Source organism: Ensifer sp. Root1252, from assembly GCF_001425885.1.
In the GTDB taxonomy this organism is placed as follows: domain Bacteria; phylum Pseudomonadota; class Alphaproteobacteria; order Rhizobiales; family Rhizobiaceae; genus Ensifer; species Ensifer canadensis.
Window position 1 is genome coordinate 361437 of sequence record NZ_LMDT01000023.1, and the last position, 21552, is coordinate 382988.

Sequence of the window (21552 nt, forward strand, 5' to 3'; positions counted from 1 at the left end):
CGCATTATTGTTGGTGGGAGCGATCGCGTCTCGAGGAGTGGTGCAAATGTCTTCCGTCGAGTCCCTTGCGGCGAGATTATTGTCGGCGACATTGATGTTCGATCGGGCGTCTTTGGCGGCACTCGAGGCTTTGGCTGCCGAATCCGACAGGCGGATATTGCGACGTGGGGAGGCTCTGGTTCGCGAAGGTGAGCCATCGGATCGGTTCTTTATCGTGCTATCGGGCCGCTTTACGGTGCACAAGGAAGACTATGCTGGCGCGGTCGCCGAGATCGGCCAGGGCGAGCTCGTCGGTGAGGTCGGTTTTTTTGCAGGGCTGCCCCGCATGGCGACCGTGCTGGCTGCCCGCGATTCGATCGTCCTTGAAATCCGCGGCAGCCAGTTCGAGAAGGCGGCCAAAGCTTTGCCAAGCCTGCGGCAGGCGGTCACCACGTTTCTCGCGCGCCGGTTCGCCATGCAGTCTCCGAATTCGTCGCGCCCAAAGGAACCTGCCAAGATCCGAACGCTTGCGATCATTCCAGCTGGCGGAAGTCGCATTTCACCAGTTTTCATCCGTCACCTGCGAGCGGCGTTCGCGGCGGGAATGCGCGCTGAGTTCCTTGCCCGGCCTGACATTGAAGCGCGGTTCGCCGGTCGTCCGATCGACGATCAGTCGGTTCTCAACTGGTTGAACGAACTCGAGGCCAAGACCGAGATCATCGTCTATGTCGCCGATGAAGAGCCCAGTGAATGGACACGGGTCTGCATTCGCCAGGCGGATAGCGTCCTGCTGCTCGCCGACGCGTCCTGCTCGCCCCGCCTGAACCGGTCCGAGGAATTGGCGCTATCGGTTCATTCACCCTCGACCGCGCGGCTCATCCTCATTCACGACAAACGCTCGGCAACGGTTTCTGGTACGGCGAAATGGCTAAACGAGCGTCCTCATGTTGGCCATCATCACCATGTTGCACTGGGGGACGGGTCTGACATCCAACGCCTGGTTCGATTCTTTTCCGGCAAGGCAAGGGGCTTCGTAGCGGCGGGGGGCGGGTCCCTCGGCTGTACGCATCTTGGTGTTTGCGAGGCCTTCGTCGAGGCGGGCGCTTGCTTCGACTATCTCGGTGGGACAAGTTCCGGAGCGGCAATGATGGCCGGTTTCGCCAGAGGGCTGAATGCCGATGAGATAGACCAAGGCACGCACAACATATTCATCAAGGGCAGAGCGTTTCGCCGTCCCACCCTGCCGCATTTCGCTCTCCTGGATCACAAGGTGTTCGATCAGGCCCTTCAGGCCGAGTACGGCGACGTTCTGATTGAGGATCTGTGGCTTCCGTTCTTTGCGCTTTCGACCAATCTCAGCACTCGTCAGCCTCATGTTCATCGCCGCGGAAAGCTCTGGCAGGCGGTTCGCGCGTCAGGCTCGATCCCCGGTGTCCTGCCGCCATTCTTTACGGGTGACGGCGATATGCTCGTGGATGGCGCGATCATGAACAATCTGCCGCTCGAACAGATGAAGGAACTCAAGACCGGGCCCAATGTCGTCGCGAGCTTGGAGTCAGGTGGTCCACAGAAATACCACATCGACTATGACCGCATCCCCGGAGCTTCCGAGTTGGCGCTCGCCTGGCTAAACCCTTTCGGTCGCGCCAGCTTGCCAAAGGTGCCCAGCATGATTCAGGTGATTGCTGCGAGCATGCTGGCACACCGGCCGCAGGACATTGCCATTGGCCCAGAGGATGTCTTGGTTTGTCCGCCGGGTTCGAGCGCGGTGAGCTTCATGGATTGGAGCCGGCATTCCGAATTGTTTGCCGGGGCCCACGATTGGGCCATCCGATGGATCGACGAACGCCTGCGCCAGAACGACCCGGCACTCCACGCGGTGCTGGGCACCTCAGCTCAGAAGGGCCCGATCCAAGTCCGTGGCGACAGCATGGACAAGTCCACCACGTAGCGCGATCCGCCACGTTGCGCCACCAGCGAGCAGTCACTTCATGGCAGATTGAGGTACGCCCGACTCTCGACCCACGGCCGAGCACGAGGAATAGGAGTACGTATGCGATCCGCTACGGCAGCACGGTTGCGCCGACTGTCGCCGAGCTTGAAAGCCGCATTTGGGAGCGCTCGTGTGAAACCCGCAGAATGCGAATCCGATTCGCGTTCACGTTGCACGCGAACACAGGCTGGAATAAAGTCTAGGAATAGATCCGGCCTTGTTTCGGTAGGTTCGTTCCATAGAAGTCGCGAAGAGATTGTCGTTTGAGCTTATATAGTAAAGACATGGCATGCGTGGGCGTCTGCTTCGGGACGCCTGAAGCCCCGTGCCTGACCACCGTACCAATCCGCGCCGCGAGCTTTTCCGTGACCAGCATTTGCCGGGAGCTTTGGGCGGGTGACGCAAACGACGTTCGACTTCCGGCCTGCGAGTCCTACTTTCTCATGCTCTATCTAGAGGACGCCGAACACGCAGACATCCGGTCAGACGGCTCCTGCGCTCCGGTTCGCCGCTTTGGGCGTGGCACGATCTGCATCGTCGATCTCGGGGACGGGGCGGCCATTCGCCTCAACAGTCGACTGCGCTCGCTGGCCTTCGTGCTACCCAAGGCCCTGTTCGGCGAGACGGCGGAGCTATCGCCGGACACCGGACCACGCCGCCTGGTGTGCCGTCGTGGCGAACCGGATTCGGTGCTCTGCAATCTCGGTACGGCGCTGCTGGCATTTTTCGCCGGTAGCGGAAAAGCGCCTTCACCGGCGCCTCTGGGGCCTGTAGCAGTCGCTATCTGCGCCCACCTCCTGCACCGGTATGGCGAGCCGATTGAGGCGAGCGGTGGAAAGGCGGCAAGAGTGTTCCTGCGGGAAGATCTCGGCACCCCGCTGTTGCCAATCGCCACACGGATCGACAGGGCCAAGGCGTACCTCGCCAATCATACCCTCTCGCTGGAGGACATTGCCTGCGCGTGCGGATTCGGCAGCCTTGAACATTTCGCAAAGGCATTTGTCGGCGAAACGGGCGTTACGCCTTCGGTCTGGCGGCGGGGGTGCCTCCATTAGTCCAATTGCTTGAACGAAGAACTTGGCCAGTCTTTCGTTCGCCTGTTAGTTGGGAGTCGTACGATAGGGAGGCCGCCCCGGAAAGCACCCAGGAGCCGAACGCCATTCGCCGATCGATCGTCGGCGCATCCACAATCTCCATCATACGGAGATCCGATCGCGAAGGCTTGGCACCGTGCCCGGCCAACGCGCGCGATAAGGCTCGCGACCTGCTCGTCTCCTCACCGCTGCCAATCGCCGAGATTGCAATGGCGTGTGGCTTTGCCGACCAAAGCCACTTCACGCGCGCCTTCTCGCGTGTGGTCGGCACCACGCCGGAATGCCGGCAGCGCCATCAGCGTTGAGCGCAATCACCGTTATGTGAACGATGTATCCCTGCCGTCCGCCGAGTTTCCCTTCGTTGCGGGTAAACGGGAGAATCTTCAAAAAGCAGACATTCCGGACAAGAACCTGCAGCGGGATAGAAGCAATATCGGGGAACCACTTCCGCAACCGGCAATTACTCGGGGAGAAGCCGATGATCCTGACAGTCACGCCGCCGTCATGCCCGACTGGTCACCGGTCAGGACCTTCGGTGGCTATGCCGCCTGGGGCGGTCCGGAAGGCGCCGGCGCCTGGACATCACGCCTGCCGATCGCCGATCTCAAGGGCTTCTTCGGCGCGCTCGGCTGCGCCTGCAGGGCCGTTCAGCGACAGAGGAACGCACGGCATCGTTAGTTAAACTCCCGCAAAGGATCAAAGAATGAAAAACATGGCCGGACCTGCCGCAATAGCGGCAGTCTCAATCTTGATCTGTTCATCTGTCGCTCTCGGCGATGACCGTGCCCCAGCAACGGGCAAGGCCCGCCCCTCTTGGGCGAAGGTCGTTGTGAACCATCCGACGCCGAAGCGTGGCGCCTATTACAAGGGGATATCCTCGACCGCGTTCGCAGCTTCGAATGGCAGCAGATCCGATGAGGGTGGTGGCACTCGCCCCACGTTAAGATGATGACCGCCAGAGAAGGAGGGTTGGCTGCCCATGAGTTTGCGTGGCTTACTGCAGCGTCGCCACGAAGGCAGGCACATACTGTTGCCAAACCAGGTCGGCGCGCTGATGCGAAGCCGCCCCTGATCCGCCTTGTGGGCGTCGATCACGTCATTGCGCGCCGTTTCGAGCGCCGGCATGGCGGGCTGGACCTGTGCGGCGAAGATCGCCCCGTCCGTCGTCAGCGACACCTGCCGCGTCGTGCGCACGAAAAGCTGGATGCCGAGATCGTCTTCCAGAGTGGAAATGGCCCGTGTGATCGCGGCGGGCGCCAAGTTGAGCTCCCGCGCTACCTGGGCAAAATTTCGTTTTTCGGCGGCAAGCAGGAAGATGCGCAGGGCCTTCTAGTCGTTCATCTTGATTATTTCCAAAAACGCAATTCATTCGCAATTTTTATTGCAATTACTCGACGCAATCAACGGGACTACACCTATTCTCACCAAACAAGTTTACCGCAGAAACCGGCGAAGGCGGCGGCAGACGCCCTGCTTCCCACCAACTCAAAGAGGAGATAACCCATGTCCAGCAAACTCGAAGTCCTGACCCCGCAAAACAGCCAGCTCATCTTCATCGACCAGCAGCCGCAGATGGCTTTCGGCGTGCAGTCGATCGACCGCCAGGTGCTGAAGAACAATGTCGTGGGCCTCGCCAAGGCCGCCAAGGTCTTCGATATTCCGACGACGATCACCACCGTCGAGACCGAATCCTTCTCCGGCCACACCTATCCCGAACTGCTCGCCGTCTTCCCGGAAAACGACNAAGGTCTTCGATATTCCGACGACGATCACCACCGTCGAGACCGAATCCTTCTCCGGCCACACCTATCCCGAACTGCTCGCCGTCTTCCCGGAAAACGACATCCTCGAGCGCACTTCGATGAACTCCTGGGACGATCAGAACGTCCGCGATGCGCTGGCGAAGAATGCTGCGAACGGCCGCAAGAAGATTGTCGTGTCAGGTCTGTGGACCGAAGTCTGCAACACGACCTTCGCACTCTCGGCTCTCCGCGATGTTTCGGACTACGAAATCTACATGGTTGCCGATGCTTCCGGCGGCACTTCGGCCGACGCACACAAATACGCAATGGACCGCATGGTTCAAGCCGGCGTCATTCCGGTGACCTGGCAGCAGGTCCTCCTTGAGTGGCAGCGCGACTGGGCGCGGAAGGAAACCTATGACGCNAAGAATGCTGCGAACGGCCGCAAGAAGATTGTCGTGTCAGGTCTGTGGACCGAAGTCTGCAACACGACCTTCGCACTCTCGGCTCTCCGCGATGTTCCGGACTACGAAATCTACATGGTTGCCGACGCTTCCGGCGGCACTTCGGCCGACGCACACAAATACGCAATGGACCGCATGGTTCAAGCCGGCGTCATTCCGGTGACCTGGCAGCAGGTCCTCCTTGAGTGGCAGCGCGACTGGGCGCGGAAGGAAACCTATGACGCGGTTACCACACTGGTGAAGGAGCATTCCGGCGCCTACGGAATGGGCATCGATTATGCCTACACCATGGTCCACAAGGCCGCTGAACGCGTCACCCACGGCAAGCGGATTGGCCCGAACCCCGCAAAATAATCATCACCGGTCGCCTCCCTGGTTTGTCGTCGAGACGCACCAGGGAGGTGGAGGCCCTGACCACAGGGTTCGATTTCACTTTCGAGCACACGTTGGAGCACCGGACCGGTATTAAGGAGAAAGCACGCAGCACCTGAATAGCGTCGTTAAATCGCCTCACCCGGCCGTCGTCGGAGGACAAGCGTGGATCGCTTGCTGCGCCCGCTTTGCAAGAAGGGCCGGAATCAGTCTCAACCAATAGGGGTCACCGCAGACAATGCTGAATATACTTCGCGGGAAAAGCAATTCACTGGTACTGGCATTCGTCTCCGGATTCGCGGACGCGCTCTTCTTCATTCATTTGGGCGGCCTTTTCGTTGGACTGGTCACCGGCAATGTCGTGCTCCTCGGGCTGGGGCTGGTCGGTCACGAAAAAGGTGGTTTGCGTGGTCTTCAGATCATGTCATTCCCTCTCTTCATGGTGGGCGCGGGTTTGGCGGCGATCATGGTCACCTCGATCAAGCCTCTCGAACGCGCGACGTTCTGGACGCTCATGGTCGCCGCAGCCGCGTCCGCGATGTCCGCTCTTCTTGCAATCTTCGATGCCGGGCCGGTATCCGCCTGTGCACTTCTCGCCGTCGTCGCGATGGGGATGTTGACGGCCATCGAGCGTCTCGACACCAGGCTCGGCCCGCCGTTCTCGCTGATGACAGGCAACATCGCCGGGCTCGCCACCGCCGCTGCTCGTCGCCTCATCGGCTACACCGAGAAGCCGGAAGAGTGGGGGCAATCATTGACGTCGATCATCCTGGTGCTTGGCTTTGTGCTAGGGTGCGCCGCCGGCGCGTTTGCGCAAGTCACGGTTGGCGTTGCCGGCATGCTCTTGCCAGCCTCTTTGTTGCTCCTGATCGGCCTTTTCTATTCGCCTCAGAGCGCACAGAAGTCGAGCTAAGCGGATGGTCGCTGTCATTTTGTCGCCCGAAGGTGCGATCGCTGCGGCTCGACGGAGACCGCACGACCGCTCGTCGGGCAGACGTCTGGACCTACCCCCTATGCGAATGAGTGGCCTCACCATGTCGCTACTCTGTTGGATCTCTCAACGATGTCATCGACCGCGGTTGAAGGAATGACCTTCCGCAGACCCCTTGACGCACTTAGACATCCAAATCCGTTTGTGCGTAATTGAGGAAGTACCCCGTAAATACCGTCGCCCCCACGTAAGCAAACACGTCGGCTAGTTGCTCATCGCTCCAGCCGGCGAATTGAGCGGCCTTCCAGGTGACGTCGGCGACGTTTCCCGAATTGGCAGCCGCTTCCCTGGCCAGGCCGGCGAGCACATCGATTTTGACGTCGTTTGTCGAGGTGCCCGTTTTTAAGGCACCGACCTGCTCTTCGGTCCAGCCATTCATCTGGGCGAGCCGACTGGCGATACGGGTCATGTAGGCGTTGCCGACCCCGGCCGCAGCCGCGAGGGTGAGGGCCGCACCCACCTTCGGGTCGAAGGTAGTGTGCTCGGCAAGCACGGCGCGCAGGGACGTGTACGCTGTCAGGACCGTGGCACGCACGCCGATCTCGGCGATGTGCTTTTCGACCTCGTACTTGCTGTCGAAGTGCGGGACGCCCGTCTGTCGATTGGCAGAGCCGACCGAGTTGAAGACGAGGTGTACGCCTGCGGCCTTGGATGCGTCCGCGGCGGAGTTGCCCTGCCGCGTCTCGGCTTGCGGACCTCCTTCGAATGGCGTCGTCATCACGAAGAGAGAGGTCGCTCCTTCGAGCGCCTTGGTGAGCGTGGCCGTGGCTTCGAGTGAGGCGCGGAAGAGTGTGGCGCCAGCGTTTGCGAGCTTCCTTGCCTTCGCGGAGTCGGTATTGCGCGTGACGGCGCGAACCTCGTGGCCGCGCTCCAGCAGGTTCTTCGCGACAGCGCCGCCTTGTTGGCCTGTGGCTCCCGTGACGACGACAGCAAGCTTCCGACTGATGACCAATCCCCTTTCACTGGACCAGATTGGGCCGCCGCCGGTTGGGCCGAGCGGCGACCCAACGCGTTCAGCCGACTGAAGCCAGTGCGGATGTGGCCTGACGCCCTGTCTGCAGCGTGTGGCTCCACCAGGAAAAGTCATCCAACAGAACGCCCGCCGCCTGTTCGAGATGCGGAAAATCCGCGAAATCCTTGCCCTGCTGCCAGATGCCAAGGAACTCGGCCATGCCGATGTTCACGGACTTGGGGATCGGCGCCATCTGAAGTTCGACGGCAACCATGCGCAGTTGCTCGATGGCGCGTGCGGCCCCGACGCCGCCATACCCGACGAAGGCGGCCGGCTTGCGGTTGAATTGCTGGAAGGCATAGTCCAGCGCGTTCTTCAGCACTGCGCTGTATCCGTGATTGTATTCCGGCGTGACGAAGACGAACCCGTCCAACGCGGCCAGCTTCGCCGCCCAACGCTCTGCGACGTGATCCTTCGGCTGCATCCAGGCCGGCGATGCCGGCTCATCGAAGAATGGCATCGGGTAGTCGCGCAGGTCGACAATTTCGACGCTGAGATCGCTGCGCCGAGCGGCAATCTTGTGAAACCATGCGGCCGCCCGCTCGCTGAAGCGGCCCTCTCGCGTCGAGCCGACGACGATGCCGATATGTGGGTTCTTGGACATGTGGGTGCTTCCTTTCAGGCTTGTCGAACAATCGGGACTGCGTGCAATTCCCGCTGTCCCTAAAATGCTCGCCGCATATTTAATTGACTAGGCGGGGCTATTGGATTTAACTCCCCCATTTTTAGAAGGAATATCGATGCTCGACCTGAACGACATCGGCCTGTTCGTGCAGGTTGTTCGCTTTGGCAGTTTCGCGGAGGCCGGACGTCGTTTGGGGATCCCCGCCAATACGGTCAGCCGGCGCATTCAGGAATTGGAAGAGCAGCTCGGCGCCCGGCTCATGCAGCGATCCACCCGGAAGCTGAAACTCACCGATGCCGGACATGAACTCTACGATAATAGCGCTGCGGCCGTGGACGGACTGCAACAAGCGGGAGAGGATCTGATTGCCGGCGCGCGGGTGCCCAGGGAGCTGATACGTGTGGCGATGCCCGCCGACTTCTTCGACTTCTACAAAATGGAATGGATAGCCGAATTCCTGGCCTCGCACCCACAAGTGCGTATCGAGTTCGTGTTAAGCGACGCCACGGCTGACCTTATCGAAGAAGGCATCGATGTCGCCTTCCGAGGGAACGCAACCCGTGGTCCGAACTATGTTGTGCGCAAGATCCAAACCCGCTCGTTCGGACTTGTCGCCAGCCCCTCCTACCTTGCCGCGCGCGGGACGCCTGCCACATTGCAGGAGCTGACCCGTCATGACTGTCTGTTTATGCCACAGGCCCGGGACTATGCGACCTGGCGCCTTCAAGGTCCCGACGGACCCGAGGAGGAGGTGACCGTCACCGGCCGCGTGATGGCGAATACCGCACAGGCGATCCGAAAGGCGGCTATAGCAGGCCTCGGCATCGCGTTGACACCAATCCTGGGCACAGCCGATTTCGCGGCTGGCCGACTGGTGCCGGTGTTGCCCCAATACATGCGCCGCAATCTCGGCATGAGCGTCGTCTACCCCAACCGGGCTCACTTGCCACTGGCGGTTTCTGCTTTCATCGACTCCGTCGTCGGCAAGATACGTGCCGAATTGTTGAGCGCAGAAGGATCGCAGCAATTCGCGCCAATTGCCGATCCAACTTCAGAAGGGCCGGACCCACGGCTCTGATATAGCATCGGTAGGTCGGCAATAGACGTCAAAATGCCCCGGTTTTCCGGGCCTTTGTCAGTGTTCCGCTTCGTACGCGCTCCTGCAGGACTCCAGGAACGCTCGTCGGGTCCTTTCAGCCGCGAAGCCTCGTCCGCCTCAGGAAATCGCCCCAAGCACCTCGTGGGTTATGGCCCACAATGCCTGCCGCGCATTCGGGTCGTCGGCGGGCGAGACAGGCTCCAGCGGCGTTGCATCCTTCACCGAGAAATATCCGCCCGTAGCGGTCCCGAACTCAGCATCCATGGCGAGACGAACGATGATGCCCGCGCCTCGACGGGGATCGCCAATCTTCAGCCTCGTCAGGATCCGTTCGAGCATTGGCGCAAAGCTCAGCTCGCGCCCCAGACCAGTGACATTAAAACCTGGGTCCAGGCAGTTCACTGCCACGCCGGTTCCTTCCAGCTGCCGCGAAAGTTCGAGGGATAACATGATGTGAAGCAGTTTCGTCCGTCCGTAGATCCGTGAGGAGCCTAGCCGGGAAAACCGCGTGGGCGCGAACATATCGCCCGTCAGTTCGATCTTTCCGTGATGGCGGGACGCTTCCGATGCCGTGGTCACAATGCGCGAGGGTGCAGACCGGATCAGCGTCTCGCGCAGGGTGCTCGTGAGCAGCCAGGGTGCGAGATAATTGACCGCCATCATCTCGTCGTAGCCGTCGACCGTGGTGCGCGGCGCGAAGGCGTGAATGCCGGCATTGTTGATCAGCACATCGATCTTGTCATGTTCCCTCGCGATCGTCTGGCCGACTGCGGAGACTGTCTCCAATCGCGTCAAGTCCGCATAATGAATGTCGATCTGCGCCTGCGGCGCGACCGTCCTGATTGCATTACCGGTGGCTTCCGCATTGACCTCGGAGCGTGCAATCAGCACCAAATGCGCACCACGACTGGCCAGCTCGATCGCCGCCAGACGCCCGATTCCGCTCGTAGCGCCGGTCATGACGACGATGGGCGCGGAAATCTCGGACATGGACACCTCATAGATATAGTGGATATATATCCATCATATCGATAACGCCAAGGAATGGAAAGGGGAGCGACTGCATGGCGTCCCTCACCGAAGACGAAACAAATGAGACGCCCCTGCTGTGGCTATCGCTCGGCGAACAGCTCAATGCACTGCTGAGCGCGTCCCGCGCGGTTGCGACTGAAATGGCCGCCAGCTTCGACGCCGATTTGCAACCGGCCGCCTACCACATCATCCAGTGGCTTCACGCGTACGGGCCGGCTCAGGCGAGCCATGTTGCAGATGGTTTGGCTATGGACCGTAGCGCGACTAGCCGCCTGGTGCGACAGCTAAAGCAAGCCGGAATCGTCGAGTCTCGTCCCGATCCGGCCGATAAGCGTGGCGTAATACTGTCCCTGACAGACCAGGGCGTCACCAAGATACGCGCAGCGATCAAGTACAAGGGCGAGGTTTTTCGCCGTCGTCTCGACGGCTGGAGCGAGGCGGATCTACGCCTCTTTACGGCCCTGCTTCGTCGCTTCAACTCCGGCAAAGCAAACTAGGACCAGCCCCCGAAGGGCACAGACATGGTGGTCGGCCTTTGTGGAACGGTCATTTGGGAACGTCAGCCGGCCTTGTAGCACGCACCGTGTCGGTGATGGACAATCTCGTCATCCGGCCATGGGCGTGTCGGCCGCTGCAATAGACAGATGGCCTCCTTTCGAGGAGGCCATCCTGCACACGATCCGGAGGGATTAGGTTCGGGATCGCTTTTGCGCGTGCACTAATATAATGGCGAAAGCGCAGGATTGTTCCCATCCAACGATCGGCTCGCGAGGGCTTCTCGCCTACCGGCGTCAAACCCTCTGCCGACTTCTTCATGGCGGTCGAAATTTCGCGCAACGACCAATTGATATTATTGTTCCGCCTCTAGTTACCTACAAGGTAAAGCCCCGGAGGAACTACATGATACGGTATGTGCTTTTGCTGAACCTGGTCGCATCTCCAGCTTTCGCCCAGTCAGGGGATCTGGAAGCGATATGCGCCACGGTCGCAAAAAACTTCCTTCTGACCGATGTGTTGCATCTTGGAATTGTTCAGTCCTTCCCGGAACTGAAGCCGCCGGGCGTGCGGCTGACCTATTCGACGCGTGCCAACGTGGCAAAATCGGAAATGTCGGACACGTTTGAATGTGAATTCAGTAACGCGAAGCCGCCCTTTTCATTGGTCCGGTTTTGCCAATCGAACACCTGCTATTCGCCCCAGGAGGAGGACGCTGCGCGAAAAAGGCGGTTCGATGAGATGCGTATCCTTTTGGAGCGATCACAAAAATAGCCCGGCCCCCGGACGTCTGCGAAGAGAGACCGTTCCAAACTGATCCAATGCATCATCAGATGGCATGTGGCGTTTGCTGATGCTGAACGAGTTTCCAGTCGTTCTCGCAAGCATGATAGGTCGACGTACAATAGGCGTGATAAGCCTCCGTTTCGCGCCTATTCGCTAACGCACGATAGGCCAAGACCATGACGTCGTCCGACGGCTGCGCAAAACACTTTTCCGTCATCCTGATCCAATCCCAACGCGGCGACTGTCGAATGCTTTCGATGATTTCGGACCCTTGAAGAATGCCGAGAGGCGCCACGAAAACCATAATGCAGCCGGGGTGCACAAGATCCCTGTAGGCACTCTCGCCTTCACACCAGAGACGCTCTTCCATTGTCCAGGCGTCATTGTCGATCATAACCACCTCCTGAGTGCAATGAGCAGCAAAATACTGCCTGCCCGATTTCGGTTCCCTTGCATGCCCGCCCAGTGCTTCGCTTAAGAAACTTCAGAACGCTCAGACGAAACTTCCTTGAAGATTAGGGTTTGCTGATGTGACAGTGAAAAGAGTTTCGCAATGGCCCTGATCGCGCCCGATGGTGGCAGACTTCATGGATGTAGCGCAGACGCAGCCGCGCTCCTGGCTTCTATACGCTGGCTGAGGAGATTGCCGTAACCGAGCGCGTGATCGTCCGCATTGGTTGCCCGCTGGATCTACCCGAAGCCAAGGGATGCCAGTCGTGCACCACAATGCCGGCGATTTTCCCTTGGGACATGGATCGGCGGCCCGCATTTGTTCGTTTGGCTCAAAGGGCTTGGGATTTTCAACGTGATCTCCTTCAACGGTCATCTCGGGCCAAAGCCGCTTCACAATTTCGTCGATCACACTTGGGTTTATCAAATCCTCGGCAATCATGATCAAAGCCGTCGCCAGTGCACCGAGACCAAAAGATGCACCGAAAGCGTAGATCTGCAACCCGAACGCAAGCGGATCAAGACTTTGGCCGTGCCCGAGGGCGACCGGAGCGATTTTTACGATCAGAGCAGCGCTGCCCCAAGCAAAAACCCCACGCTCACGTTCAAAATAACGAACCGGATCGGCGTCGGCATAATGAACCTCATGGACCTCGCGACCCATCCTAACCTCAAAATCGACTATCGGTCGATCGCTCAAAAGAAATCGATCACGAATGTGGCAACGAATGAGCGGAACAAACGACAGGAGCGACCGTTCGCAGACCGGCGACATTCAGGTCTGACTTCCGGTTCCCAATGGCGACAAAAGACTGCGTCGTGTCTCTTGCAGACGCCGCCCGCGGAGATCCTTCCGTGACCAATACAACCGTCTTTAGTCACGTCCGTGGCGGTCCCGGAACCTTCAGTCTTGTCAATCGGTTCTTCTCATTGAACCTGGAGTACTGGACATGTCCAAGCCCACCCAAGAGGGTCGACCCTAGAGCACAGCCAATCCGCCGTCCCGACAACAAGGAAGCGCCATCGGAGCCCGACGACCGCAAACATCCCGCGCGAGATATAAGAGAGATGCCAGCGCCGAACCCAAACGGTGACCCTGCAGACGGGAGTTAGCCCCGTCCACCGCTGCACATGATGGTGATGTGAGAATCTCTTAATTTCGCCAGGCACCGTCACCCGCTATCGGCCGGAGCTTAATTCAAGATGGATTTCAAAGGGGCAAGGTCACGGACGCTAGATGTTTATGCGCGCGAGGGATATCTGGAGCAGCCCGGTGCGAGGTCAGCAAGTTCGGAACAATTCGCCAGCGCCCGCGTTTTATGGACACCCCATGACAGCTGGCAGTCCCCCCGCAACAGCTGTCGTTCTCTCGGCCCCTCCCGCAGGGGCCTTTTCTTTGCGGGCGTCAATTGCCCGCTTGAACATCCATTCGCGGCACCTAATTTAACCTGTCTTTCTTCATCCACTTGCATGTGAAGGAGGAACCCATGTTCATTGCGGAAATGCCATGGTCTGTGCCGCTCTTGGTAAAGTTTCAGAACGGCACGCATCACGTCTTCTCGTCCGTCTATGAGGCTCTTGATTTCCTGGAAAATGAGTGGCCGCTTCGTCGAGGACAGCGCTACGAGCGCGCGGTCAGGACTTGCCGCGGTGCACTTCAGCGGGCGACACCAGTCGCCGTCGCGCGCGAAGCGTTCATCGCAGCCTGTCTTGAAGCCGGTTTGCCGGCCACAGCGGCATTTGAACAGGTGAAGGTGCCCGGAGGCAGTAATCCTCAAAGGGCCGCCTAAGGTTACACTGGCGATCACGGATCGACCTCCGGCGATCCACGCAAACCGGGGCCCTGCTTCTGCCGGGACCGCTTCGGAACGAAGGCTGCATCCGATCGTTATCCCTGCGAAGAAAAGGACAGGGCGATGATCGAAACTTGGAACGAATGCGTCATCATCCAGCTTCCCGACCTCGACGGCGTGCAGATGGTTTGGACGCCCGCGCGGGCAGCTACTTTGCTTAACGACAGCTGGCCGGTAGACTATGGTGTCGCCTTCACCGACGCCCTCAACAAGTGCACGGACGCAATGCTTGGTACCTACCCTTGGGAACAAGCCCGCGAGGCGTTTGTGGAGGCAATTGCCGAGGCTAAGATTACAAAACTGCACTGACATCACGCTGTCGCCCCGCGCTCGCACCGCGATCGACCATGTCCCACATATGTCCGCAGGTTCAATTGGAATGCGGGGCCCGATGCGACCAGCCCTGGCGGCCGAGGCGTTGGCGAGGCGTCGAAAGCGGCCGCCCGCAGGGAACTTGTCTGCCCGTCCCGGCGTTATTTGGCCGGAGGTACGATCATGTCCAAACATATTAACGATCAAAAGCTGAATTCACAGCCCCACCAACCTGTGTTCGACGTCGTGGAGCATTGTATCCGCCACAGCATAAGCAGCAAGGATCAGGGCAAGCTCCTTTCCCTGTTGGGCAAGTTCGCGAGCAGGCATGAGCTCGAAACCAACGCCCCGCCCAAACGACCGCGCTTCCGTTAACCCAACTGCTGTGCAGATCGTCTGGCTACAGCGCCGCTCGTCTAATAAAACGGCAAAGTTCGCTGTAGCACTTTGAATTCCTGCATGTTTTTATCGTTGGATTTAGGGAAACAGGCAGTAGTGTGAAAAGTGGTCCGCGACGCCTCCCCTCGAACCTTATGCGAGAAAAGGGAGGGCTTGGCGTCGACCGGCGCGGCCGCACGCGACCGAGTGACGATTGCAAACCTTGGCTTCATCACCGCGCCGTCGACAACATGCCGGCTTGCACCGGACTTTGACCCAAGGACTATGCTACTCAGGATCGTCAACGATTCTGAGTGTATGTGAGATGAGCTCCAAGACCCGCGGCTACCTCTTCGCCTTTCTGGCGATCTGCATTTTCGCCGCCCAGGACGCCATCACCAAGTACCTTGGTGATCGTTACCCGGCGCTTTTCATAACCATGATACGGTTCTGGGCGTTTGCGCTCTTCGTATTCTGTTTCGCCGCATCGTCACCGGGCGGATATCGCCGCGCCGTTCAGACGCGTCATCCTTGGTTACAGATCGCACGCGGACTTTTGCTCGTCGCGGAAATCGTCATCATCGTCTTTTCCTACGTTCATGCCGGGCTCGCGATGAGCCAGTCGATCTTCCAGGCAACGCCGCTGATCGTCACGGTCCTGTCAATTCCGCTGCTGGGAGAGACGGTAGGATGGCGGCGCGGGACCGCGGTACTGGTTGGGCTGATTGGCGTTTTGGTGATCATAAATCCCGTAGATGTTCACTTCGACATGTCGCTTCTTCTGCCGCTTGCAGCATCCGTGCTGTTTGCGCTCTACAGCATCGCCACCCGCGCGGTCAGCCATGAGGATTCGGCAGTCACAAGCCTTTTTTATGCCGGGGTCGTCGGAGCTCTGGCGATTTCGCTCATTGGCCCCTTCTATTGGACCGAAGTCCAGACTTTCGACTGGCTTGCGCTGGCAGCGCTTTGCGTCTGCGGTACGCTCAGTCACTACTTCCTGATCAGGGCGTATGGGCTGCTGCCTGCCGCCGAAGTTCAGCCTGTCACCTATTTTCAGCTGGTTCTCAATGTCATTGTAGCTGTGATGTTGTTCGACGAGAATTTAACGCACAACATGATCGCAGGCGCTCTCATCGTCGTCGGCGCGGGCCTTTTCACCATCTGGCGAGAACATCAATTGACGAAGCGGTCGTAGGCAGGATTGTGGACGCCATCCGCGTCCAAAGGCCAGTGCCTCGCGGCGGGTGACTTCGACGTTGGTATGTTTTCATTCGAGTTATACCTTTTTCCAAGAAAGGCATAACAACGAGAGGAGCGGAGCAAGAGAGACAATCGGCGGCGGCAAAAGTCCCTGTGCCGCGACGTCGCAAAACGTCCAACCGCGATGGCGGGAACACAATCACATAACCGCTGTGATTGATCCGATGTCTCAGCCCATCCTACCCGCCTTGGCCGCGCTCATCCATTCTCGAACCTCCAGAACAGCGGCCGGGTGGCGCGGCTTGCGAGGCGAGACCAGATAGAAGTCCGCTCCAACGCGCAATTCTGGCGTGAACGGGCGGACAAGACGACGGGAACCCAGATCGTCCGTCACGAAGAACAGGCTGGCGAGAGCGAGGCCCTGCCCGGCCGCCGCTGCCTCGATCGCGAGCGAGGTTTGGTTGAACCGGATGTTCTTGCCCGAGGTGGCGACCCCTGCGGGAAAGGCAACATCCAGAAACTGGGGCCAGAAATCATGGGCATCATGTAGCAACGCATAATGCCTGAGATTTTCAGGCTGTGTTGGCGGTCCAAGCTTCTCGATCAACAGAGGGCTTGCGACAGCAACGATCACGTTTTCGTACAGGAGGTCGGCGATCAGACCCGGTCCGAATGGCGGACGCCCGTAGCGCACCGCCAAGTCCACCGCGTCGGTTTGGAAATTGGAGATCCGGTCGGTCGCCAGAATGCGCAGGCCGATGTCGGGATGCATCTCCGTGAAGTCCGGCAACCGTGGGATCAGCCAGCGTGACGCGAAGGTTGGCGTCACGCTGATGGTCAGATGGCGTGGTTCGGGTTTCAGGGCTTCCGTCGCATCGGAAATCAGTTCGAAGGCGCGGCTGATATTGCCCACATAGCTGCGCCCAACGTCGGTGAGCGCAAGCGTCCGCGTATGGCGCTCGAATAGCTTCAGGCCGAGGGAGGTTTCCAAACCGCGCACCTGCTGCGCGACTGCACCCTGCGTCACTCCCAACTCTTCAGCGGCGAGGCGGAAGTTCAGATGTCGCGATGCGGCCTCGAAGGCACGCAATGCGTTCAGCGGCGGAAGTCGCCGATTACCGTCAGCCATGCGATAGTTTTTCTACTGGATGATAAGTGTTGTTCTGGTTCGTGAGCCTAGACGAAAGATGCTATCACTGTGGGTAATTAACGCAAATCCCGATGAAGGAAACGAATATGTCAGCAGAAAAAGTGGCGATCGTCGTGGCGGGTGGTTCTGGTATGGGTGCGGCCTCGGCCCGGCGTCTGGCCGCTGACGGGTTCAAGGTGGCCATCCTGTCATCCTCGGGCAAGGGAGAGGCGCTGGCGCAGGAACTCGGCGGATTTGGCCTCACCGGATCGAACCAATCCAACGACGACCTGAAGCGCCTAGTGGATGGTACGGTGGACCGTTGGGGCCGGATCGACGTGCTGGTGAACAGCGCAGGGCATGGGCCGAGGAAGCCGATCCTTGAGATTACGGATGAGGACTGGCACACCGGAATCGACGTTTACTTCCTGAATGCCGTGCGACCGACACGGCTGGTAACGCCCATAATGCAAGGCCAGAAATCCGGCTCGATCATAAACATCTCCACCGCATGGGCATTCGAACCAAGCGCCATGTTTCCGACCTCGGCGGTGGCGCGCGCGGGCCTTGCCTCCTTCACAAAGGTGTTTGCCGACGCCTATGCGGCCGAGAATATCCGCATGAACAATATCCTGCCCGGCTGGATCGACAGCCTTCCGGCCACCGAGGAACGGCGCGAGGGCGTGCCTATGAAGAGGTATGGCACCAGCGACGAAATCGCCGCAACGGTGGCATTTCTTGCCTCCGATGGTGCGGCCTACATCACGGGCCAGAACATTCGTGTTGACGGCGGCATCACGCGCTCCGTGTGATCGCTGCTGTCGGATCGTCATGTGAGAAGGTTGGGGTCAACGATTGTTGGGTGGGATCCCGATTTCCTCCATCCAGGCCTGAGAGACCGGTATCCTACCTCAATGGCCGGCTCAGTCTGCGTGCCCTGCGGGCTCACTCATTGGGGCGCTACCCTTCTGGGCACCCCAATGAGTGAGCCATGCCATTAAGCTCTGACACGCAAAACGGCCGCGAAGGACCGCTTTGCAGCGCAAGGCGCAGCAGGCGGCACGCTCCGGCTGCTTCTCCGTGAGGCAGGCCGACACATTTCAGGAGAACTCATGTTTGACCACGTCAAATTCGGAGTGAGCGACTATGCAGCGAGCAAAGCGTTCTTCCTGAGCGCACTCGAACCGCTCGGTGTAGCTGTCGTCGCGGAGGGACCGCCGACATACGGTGTCGAGCTTAGCCCAAAGGGTAAGGCTTCACTGTGCCTGTACCAAACCGAGGAGAAGCCGGCGCATCTTCATTTGGCGTTCACGGCCGACAATCGCCAGCAAGTCGAAGCTTTCTATCGCGCGGCTCTGCAGGCCGGTGGCAAAGACAACGGTGCGCCCGGTCTGCGCCCGCACTACCACGCGAACTACTATGCAGCTTTCGTCATTGGCCCCGACGGGCACAATATCGAAGTGGTTTGCCACGAACCGGGGGCCTAACCCCTCCATCGCGGCGACGTCCACAAGCGACCGGCCGCCACCGCTCATGCCAAGCGTTGACCGTCTGCTTCCAGACCCAAAAACCGAGACCGGATCAACGCCTTGGCTGAGTTCCGCGTCGGACATCACGCTCGACAAAGAGCCTCCAGCGCTGCCCGATGGATTTTTTCGTTCGCCGCCATCAGCACCGCATCATATCGGCGCGCGTCCGCTAGTGGTCTGCCTTCCCAATCCGTCACAATGCCGCCGGCGCCGAGCACGATCGGGATCTGCGGCAAAATATCGTAGTCGAAGACATTGCTTTCGAGGAGGAGATCGATGCCGCCTAGGGCCAGGAGGCCGGCAGCGTAGCAGTCGTGCGAAAACCGGGTGAAGTGGACCTTTGCGGCCAACACGGCGAATTGGCTGTGCCGCTCGCGGTCGAACTGTTCCAGAGCAGAGGTGTAGAGAATCGCCTGATCGATAGCCGCTCGATCGCTGGTGCGGATCGGGTCACCGTTGAGGGTCGCCGGCGTGCCGGATAGGCCAAGCCAGCGTTCGCCCGTGATCGGCTGATTGATCATGCCGAGTACGGGTTCACCGCGATAAAGAAGGGCGATCTGCGTGCCGAAGGCGAGCGAGCCGGAGACGAAGGATTTCGTGCCATCGATGGGATCAAGCACCCAGATCCATTCGGCATCCGTCCGGCAGGCGCCGAACTCCTCTCCCCTGATGCCGTGATCGGGGAAATGGACCTCGATCAGTTGCCGCATCGCTGCTTCCGCATCGCGGTCGGCGATGGTTACGGGACTGGCATCGGCCTTGGCGTCGATGGCAAGGCGCTGGCGGAAATACGGGCGGATGACATCGGCGGCAGCGTCCGCCATGGCGTGGGCGAGCGCCAGAAAGGCCGGCGGGCAGGTCTGTGCAGGCGTCATGCTTGGTTCCTTTCGGCTTCGGTCGCGATCTCGCGCAACAGGGTTCTGACCGTCTCGACCTGTCTTTGGGCGGCGGCGGCCTCCTGCCGCAGACGCGCCGTCAGGTTGCCTGGCCCTATATCGGTGAAGCTCGCCGGGCGGGCGGCAATGAACGGGTCCGGCTCATCCGAAGGCAACCGCAGGGCGGGCGCGAAATACCCTTCTTCCTCCTCCAGCCCGAAGGCCAGAACCTGCGGTCGGTCTTCGCCCAGAAGCAGCAATTCCACAAACATCGCCGCCATCGGCAGATGCCCTTCGCCGGACAGGCAGGCAAGATGAGCCCAGCCGCCACGATCCGGTTGGACGAGGCAATCCTTCACATGCACTTCGGCAATGTAGGGCGCCTGCAGCGCCAGCGCCGGCAGCGGCAATTCGTAGGCGTTGATCATGTTGCCGAAATCGAACAGCAGGCCGAGGCGCGGGTTGTCGACGGCCCGCAGGATACGGATCAGCTCCCCGGATGTCAGGTCCTCGTGCTGTTCGAGCGTGTAGCGCAGCCGTGCCTGCGGATCGAAGTCGACAAGGCGCCGCAGGTCTGCGATCGTCCACTCGACGATCTCCGAAATGCGACCCTCGTAGCGCGGATAGCAGCGCAGCGAGGTGGCGCCGGCGGCAAGCGCGATGCGCACGGCATCCGAAAGCCCGGCCGCTTCCGTCGTGCTGGTCTCGACATGCAGTTCCAGCCCGTGGCGCCCGACAGCCCCCGCAAAGGCTTGCAGAGCCGCGTCCGGCATCCGGCTCAGGCTTGCCTCTTCGCCGTCCTCAATATGGATCTTGATGCCGCAAAGCTGCTGCGCATGGGCGAATTCGATGAGATGCAGCGGCGTCATGCCGCCGAAGCGCATGTTGAGATGAAAGGCATAGGCATGCGCAAACAGCGGGGCGCTCCTCGCCCGCGCGGCAAGTCGGCCGCGGCTTTCAGCGGCAAGGGCTGCAATTCTCGCCCGCCAGTCCGGGCGCGGCATGGCGTTCCATGGCATATCCGTCACGGTGCCGGTTCCTCCGCAAGATAATCGTGTTGGTTGAAGGGCGATCCGCCGCCGTCAGGCGGCCAGCACCAGCAGGTCGCGATCCGAAACGCTGACCTCGACTGGCGCGCCGATCGCCGGCGGCGGCCTGTCGGGCTGGTTGAACGTATCGAGCGAGAGGAGCTGGCCGGCAACCGCGACGCGGACGCGGATCACCGAACCGAGGAAATGCACCTCGGCGATATGGCCGGAGAGAACGACATTGCCGTCCTCCTTGCGCCCCAACGCCACCGTTTCCGGCCTGAGCGCCAGGCTGATGCGGTCGCCGGAACGCCCCGCCAGCGTCCGGTTCAGCGCCACCCGCACGTCGCCCAGCCGGATCCGGCCGGCAGCGGCGTCCGTGAGCTCGGCGTCGATGAGGTTCAGCGTGCCGACGAACTCGGCCACGAAGCGCGTTGTCGGCCGGTTGTAGATCTCGAACGGGGTTCCGACCTGGTCGGCCACGCCCTGATGCATGACCACGACGCGATCCGACATGGAGAGCGCCTCTTCCTGGTCGTGCGTGACGAAGATGGTGGTGATGCCGAGGTCGCGCTGGATGCGGCGGATCTCTTCGCGCAAGCTGACGCGGATTTTCGCGTCGAGCGCCGAGAGGGGCTCGTCGAGAAGCAACACCTGCGGGCGCACGGCAAGCGCTCGGCCCAGCGCCACGCGCTGCTGCTGGCCGCCGGACAGCTGGAAGGGATAGCGGCCGCCCAGCTGCGGCAGGCCAATCAGCTCAAGCATCTCGGCGACCCGGGTGCGGATCGCGGCCTTGCCCTCGCCCGCCACCTTGAGGCCGAAGCCGATATTGTCGGCCACCGTCAGGTTGGGGAACAACGCGTAGGCCTGGAACACCATGCCGATGTTGCGCCGGTTGGCGGCAATGCGGGTCACGTCCCGCCCGTCGATGCGGATCGAACCGGAAGTCGGCGTTTCGAACCCCGCCACCATGCGCAGCACCGTGGTCTTGCCGCAGCCGGAAGGACCGAGGAAGGAGACGAACTCGCCTTTTTCGATGCCAAGATTGAAATCCTTGACGACGCGCGTCGCGCCGAAGGATTTTTCCAGATGATGAATGTCGAGAAAGGCCATG

The 21552-nt window shown here is 60.2% G+C and carries 22 protein-coding genes and 5 pseudogenes; 17 read left to right on the forward strand and 10 right to left on the reverse strand.

Annotated features, from left to right (window positions below):
• Positions 1-46: 46 nt before the first annotated feature.
• The 4 genes and pseudogenes from ASD02_RS22845 to ASD02_RS39035 all read left to right on the forward strand — a co-directional run bounded on the left by ASD02_RS22845 (position 47) and on the right by ASD02_RS39035 (position 3744).
• Complete coding sequence (locus tag ASD02_RS22845; RefSeq protein WP_082555598.1) at positions 47-1930, forward strand: patatin-like phospholipase family protein; 1884 nt, start codon at positions 47-49, stop codon at positions 1928-1930.
• A 485-nt stretch (positions 1931-2415) separates the two neighbouring features.
• Complete coding sequence (locus tag ASD02_RS22850) at positions 2416-3027, forward strand: helix-turn-helix domain-containing protein (protein ID WP_244494264.1); 612 nt, start codon at positions 2416-2418, stop codon at positions 3025-3027.
• Positions 3028-3221: 194 nt separating this feature from the next.
• A pseudogene (locus ASD02_RS39905) lies at positions 3222-3371 on the forward strand (helix-turn-helix domain-containing protein); the annotation flags it as partial.
• A 16-nt stretch (positions 3372-3387) separates the two neighbouring features.
• Positions 3388-3744, forward strand: a complete 357-nt coding sequence (locus ASD02_RS39035; RefSeq protein WP_162250534.1) for a hypothetical protein — start codon at positions 3388-3390, stop codon at positions 3742-3744.
• Positions 3745-4098: 354 nt separating this feature from the next.
• On the opposite strand, the pseudogene ASD02_RS22855 reads toward ASD02_RS39035, so the two are convergent.
• Positions 4099-4389 (reverse strand): annotated as a pseudogene (locus tag ASD02_RS22855) (LysR family transcriptional regulator); the annotation flags it as partial.
• A gap of 180 nt (positions 4390-4569) precedes the next feature.
• Here ASD02_RS22855 and ASD02_RS39415 point away from each other — a divergent pair.
• The 4 genes and pseudogenes from ASD02_RS39415 to ASD02_RS22870 form a co-directional block, all read left to right on the forward strand.
• Positions 4570-4809, forward strand: a pseudogene (locus ASD02_RS39415) (hydrolase); the annotation flags it as partial.
• Position 4810: 1 nt separating this feature from the next.
• Positions 4811-4957, forward strand: a pseudogene (locus tag ASD02_RS39910) (hydrolase); the annotation flags it as partial.
• A 276-nt stretch (positions 4958-5233) separates the two neighbouring features.
• Positions 5234-5626, forward strand: a pseudogene (locus tag ASD02_RS37315) (isochorismatase family protein); the annotation flags it as partial.
• Between the two features lie 256 nt (positions 5627-5882).
• Entirely contained in the window at positions 5883-6557 is a 675-nt protein-coding gene (locus ASD02_RS22870; RefSeq protein WP_057221068.1) for a YoaK family protein, read from the forward strand.
• Between the two features lie 202 nt (positions 6558-6759).
• Here ASD02_RS22870 and ASD02_RS22875 read toward each other — a convergent pair whose 3' ends face one another.
• Both ASD02_RS22875 and ASD02_RS22880 read right to left on the reverse strand, forming a co-directional pair.
• Positions 6760-7587 carry an NmrA family NAD(P)-binding protein gene (locus ASD02_RS22875; RefSeq protein ID WP_057216924.1) on the reverse strand — a complete coding sequence of 276 codons (828 nt, stop codon included), beginning with the start codon at positions 7585-7587 and terminating at the stop codon, positions 6760-6762.
• Positions 7588-7648: 61 nt separating this feature from the next.
• Positions 7649-8251, reverse strand: coding sequence for an NAD(P)H-dependent oxidoreductase (locus ASD02_RS22880; RefSeq protein ID WP_025430311.1), 603 nt, complete (start codon positions 8249-8251; stop codon positions 7649-7651).
• A 136-nt stretch (positions 8252-8387) separates the two neighbouring features.
• Here ASD02_RS22880 and ASD02_RS22885 point away from each other — a divergent pair, with 136 nt between their 5' ends.
• Complete coding sequence (locus tag ASD02_RS22885; protein WP_057221069.1) at positions 8388-9350, forward strand: LysR family transcriptional regulator; 963 nt, start codon at positions 8388-8390, stop codon at positions 9348-9350.
• Positions 9351-9488: 138 nt separating this feature from the next.
• Here the strand turns inward: ASD02_RS22885 and ASD02_RS22890 are convergent, their stop codons facing one another.
• Positions 9489-10361 (reverse strand): SDR family NAD(P)-dependent oxidoreductase, encoded by an 873-nt coding sequence (locus ASD02_RS22890; RefSeq protein ID WP_057221070.1) that lies wholly within the window; start codon positions 10359-10361, stop codon positions 9489-9491.
• Positions 10362-10435: 74 nt separating this feature from the next.
• Here ASD02_RS22890 and ASD02_RS22895 point away from each other — a divergent pair, with 74 nt between their 5' ends.
• Positions 10436-10900, forward strand: coding sequence for a MarR family winged helix-turn-helix transcriptional regulator (locus ASD02_RS22895; RefSeq protein WP_057216920.1), 465 nt, complete (start codon positions 10436-10438; stop codon positions 10898-10900).
• A gap of 403 nt (positions 10901-11303) precedes the next feature.
• The gene (locus ASD02_RS22900) at positions 11304-11672 is read left to right on the forward strand and encodes a hypothetical protein (protein ID WP_057207146.1); all 369 of its coding nucleotides are present in this window, start codon (positions 11304-11306) and stop codon (positions 11670-11672) included.
• Between the two features lie 55 nt (positions 11673-11727).
• Here ASD02_RS22900 and ASD02_RS22905 read toward each other — a convergent pair whose 3' ends face one another.
• Together ASD02_RS22905 and ASD02_RS38460 are read right to left on the reverse strand one after the other, a co-directional pair.
• The gene (locus tag ASD02_RS22905) at positions 11728-12078 is read right to left on the reverse strand and encodes a hypothetical protein (protein ID WP_057216916.1); all 351 of its coding nucleotides are present in this window, start codon (positions 12076-12078) and stop codon (positions 11728-11730) included.
• A 99-nt stretch (positions 12079-12177) separates the two neighbouring features.
• Positions 12178-12798, reverse strand: a complete 621-nt coding sequence (locus tag ASD02_RS38460) for a hypothetical protein (protein WP_156408449.1) — start codon at positions 12796-12798, stop codon at positions 12178-12180.
• A gap of 823 nt (positions 12799-13621) precedes the next feature.
• On the opposite strand from ASD02_RS38460, the gene ASD02_RS22915 reads away from it, so the two are divergent.
• From ASD02_RS22915 to ASD02_RS22930, 4 genes are all read left to right on the forward strand, one after another.
• On the forward strand, positions 13622-13924 hold the full coding sequence (locus tag ASD02_RS22915) for a DUF982 domain-containing protein (protein WP_057207143.1): 303 nt from the start codon (positions 13622-13624) through the stop codon (positions 13922-13924).
• A 126-nt stretch (positions 13925-14050) separates the two neighbouring features.
• Complete coding sequence (locus tag ASD02_RS22920) at positions 14051-14296, forward strand: DUF982 domain-containing protein (RefSeq protein WP_025430319.1); 246 nt, start codon at positions 14051-14053, stop codon at positions 14294-14296.
• Between the two features lie 186 nt (positions 14297-14482).
• The gene (locus ASD02_RS22925; RefSeq protein WP_057216906.1) at positions 14483-14674 is read left to right on the forward strand and encodes a hypothetical protein; all 192 of its coding nucleotides are present in this window, start codon (positions 14483-14485) and stop codon (positions 14672-14674) included.
• A 328-nt stretch (positions 14675-15002) separates the two neighbouring features.
• On the forward strand, positions 15003-15872 hold the full coding sequence (locus tag ASD02_RS22930) for a DMT family transporter (RefSeq protein ID WP_057221071.1): 870 nt from the start codon (positions 15003-15005) through the stop codon (positions 15870-15872).
• A gap of 234 nt (positions 15873-16106) precedes the next feature.
• Here ASD02_RS22930 and gcvA read toward each other — a convergent pair whose 3' ends face one another.
• Positions 16107-17006: a transcriptional regulator GcvA gene (gene gcvA, locus ASD02_RS22935; protein ID WP_057207141.1), complete on the reverse strand. Its 900-nt coding sequence runs from the start codon at positions 17004-17006 to the stop codon at positions 16107-16109.
• A 107-nt stretch (positions 17007-17113) separates the two neighbouring features.
• On the opposite strand from gcvA, the gene ASD02_RS22940 reads away from it, so the two are divergent.
• Both ASD02_RS22940 and ASD02_RS22945 read left to right on the forward strand, forming a co-directional pair.
• Positions 17114-17818, forward strand: coding sequence for an SDR family oxidoreductase (locus ASD02_RS22940; RefSeq protein ID WP_057207323.1), 705 nt, complete (start codon positions 17114-17116; stop codon positions 17816-17818).
• 300 nt (positions 17819-18118) lie between these two features.
• The gene (locus ASD02_RS22945; RefSeq protein ID WP_057207140.1) at positions 18119-18493 is read left to right on the forward strand and encodes a VOC family protein; all 375 of its coding nucleotides are present in this window, start codon (positions 18119-18121) and stop codon (positions 18491-18493) included.
• A gap of 125 nt (positions 18494-18618) precedes the next feature.
• On the opposite strand, the gene ASD02_RS22950 is transcribed toward ASD02_RS22945, so the two are convergent.
• The 3 genes from ASD02_RS22950 to ASD02_RS22960 form a co-directional block, all read right to left on the reverse strand.
• Positions 18619-19410 carry an inositol monophosphatase family protein gene (locus ASD02_RS22950; RefSeq protein WP_057221072.1) on the reverse strand — a complete coding sequence of 264 codons (792 nt, stop codon included), beginning with the start codon at positions 19408-19410 and terminating at the stop codon, positions 18619-18621.
• Positions 19407-20429: a TIM barrel protein gene (locus tag ASD02_RS22955; RefSeq protein ID WP_082523543.1), complete on the reverse strand. Its 1023-nt coding sequence runs from the start codon at positions 20427-20429 to the stop codon at positions 19407-19409. Before ASD02_RS22955 ends, ASD02_RS22950 begins: the two co-directional genes overlap by 4 nt.
• 63 nt (positions 20430-20492) lie before the next feature.
• Positions 20493-21551 (reverse strand): ABC transporter ATP-binding protein, encoded by a 1059-nt coding sequence (locus ASD02_RS22960; RefSeq protein ID WP_057221073.1) that lies wholly within the window; start codon positions 21549-21551, stop codon positions 20493-20495.
• Position 21552 lies beyond the last annotated feature (1 nt).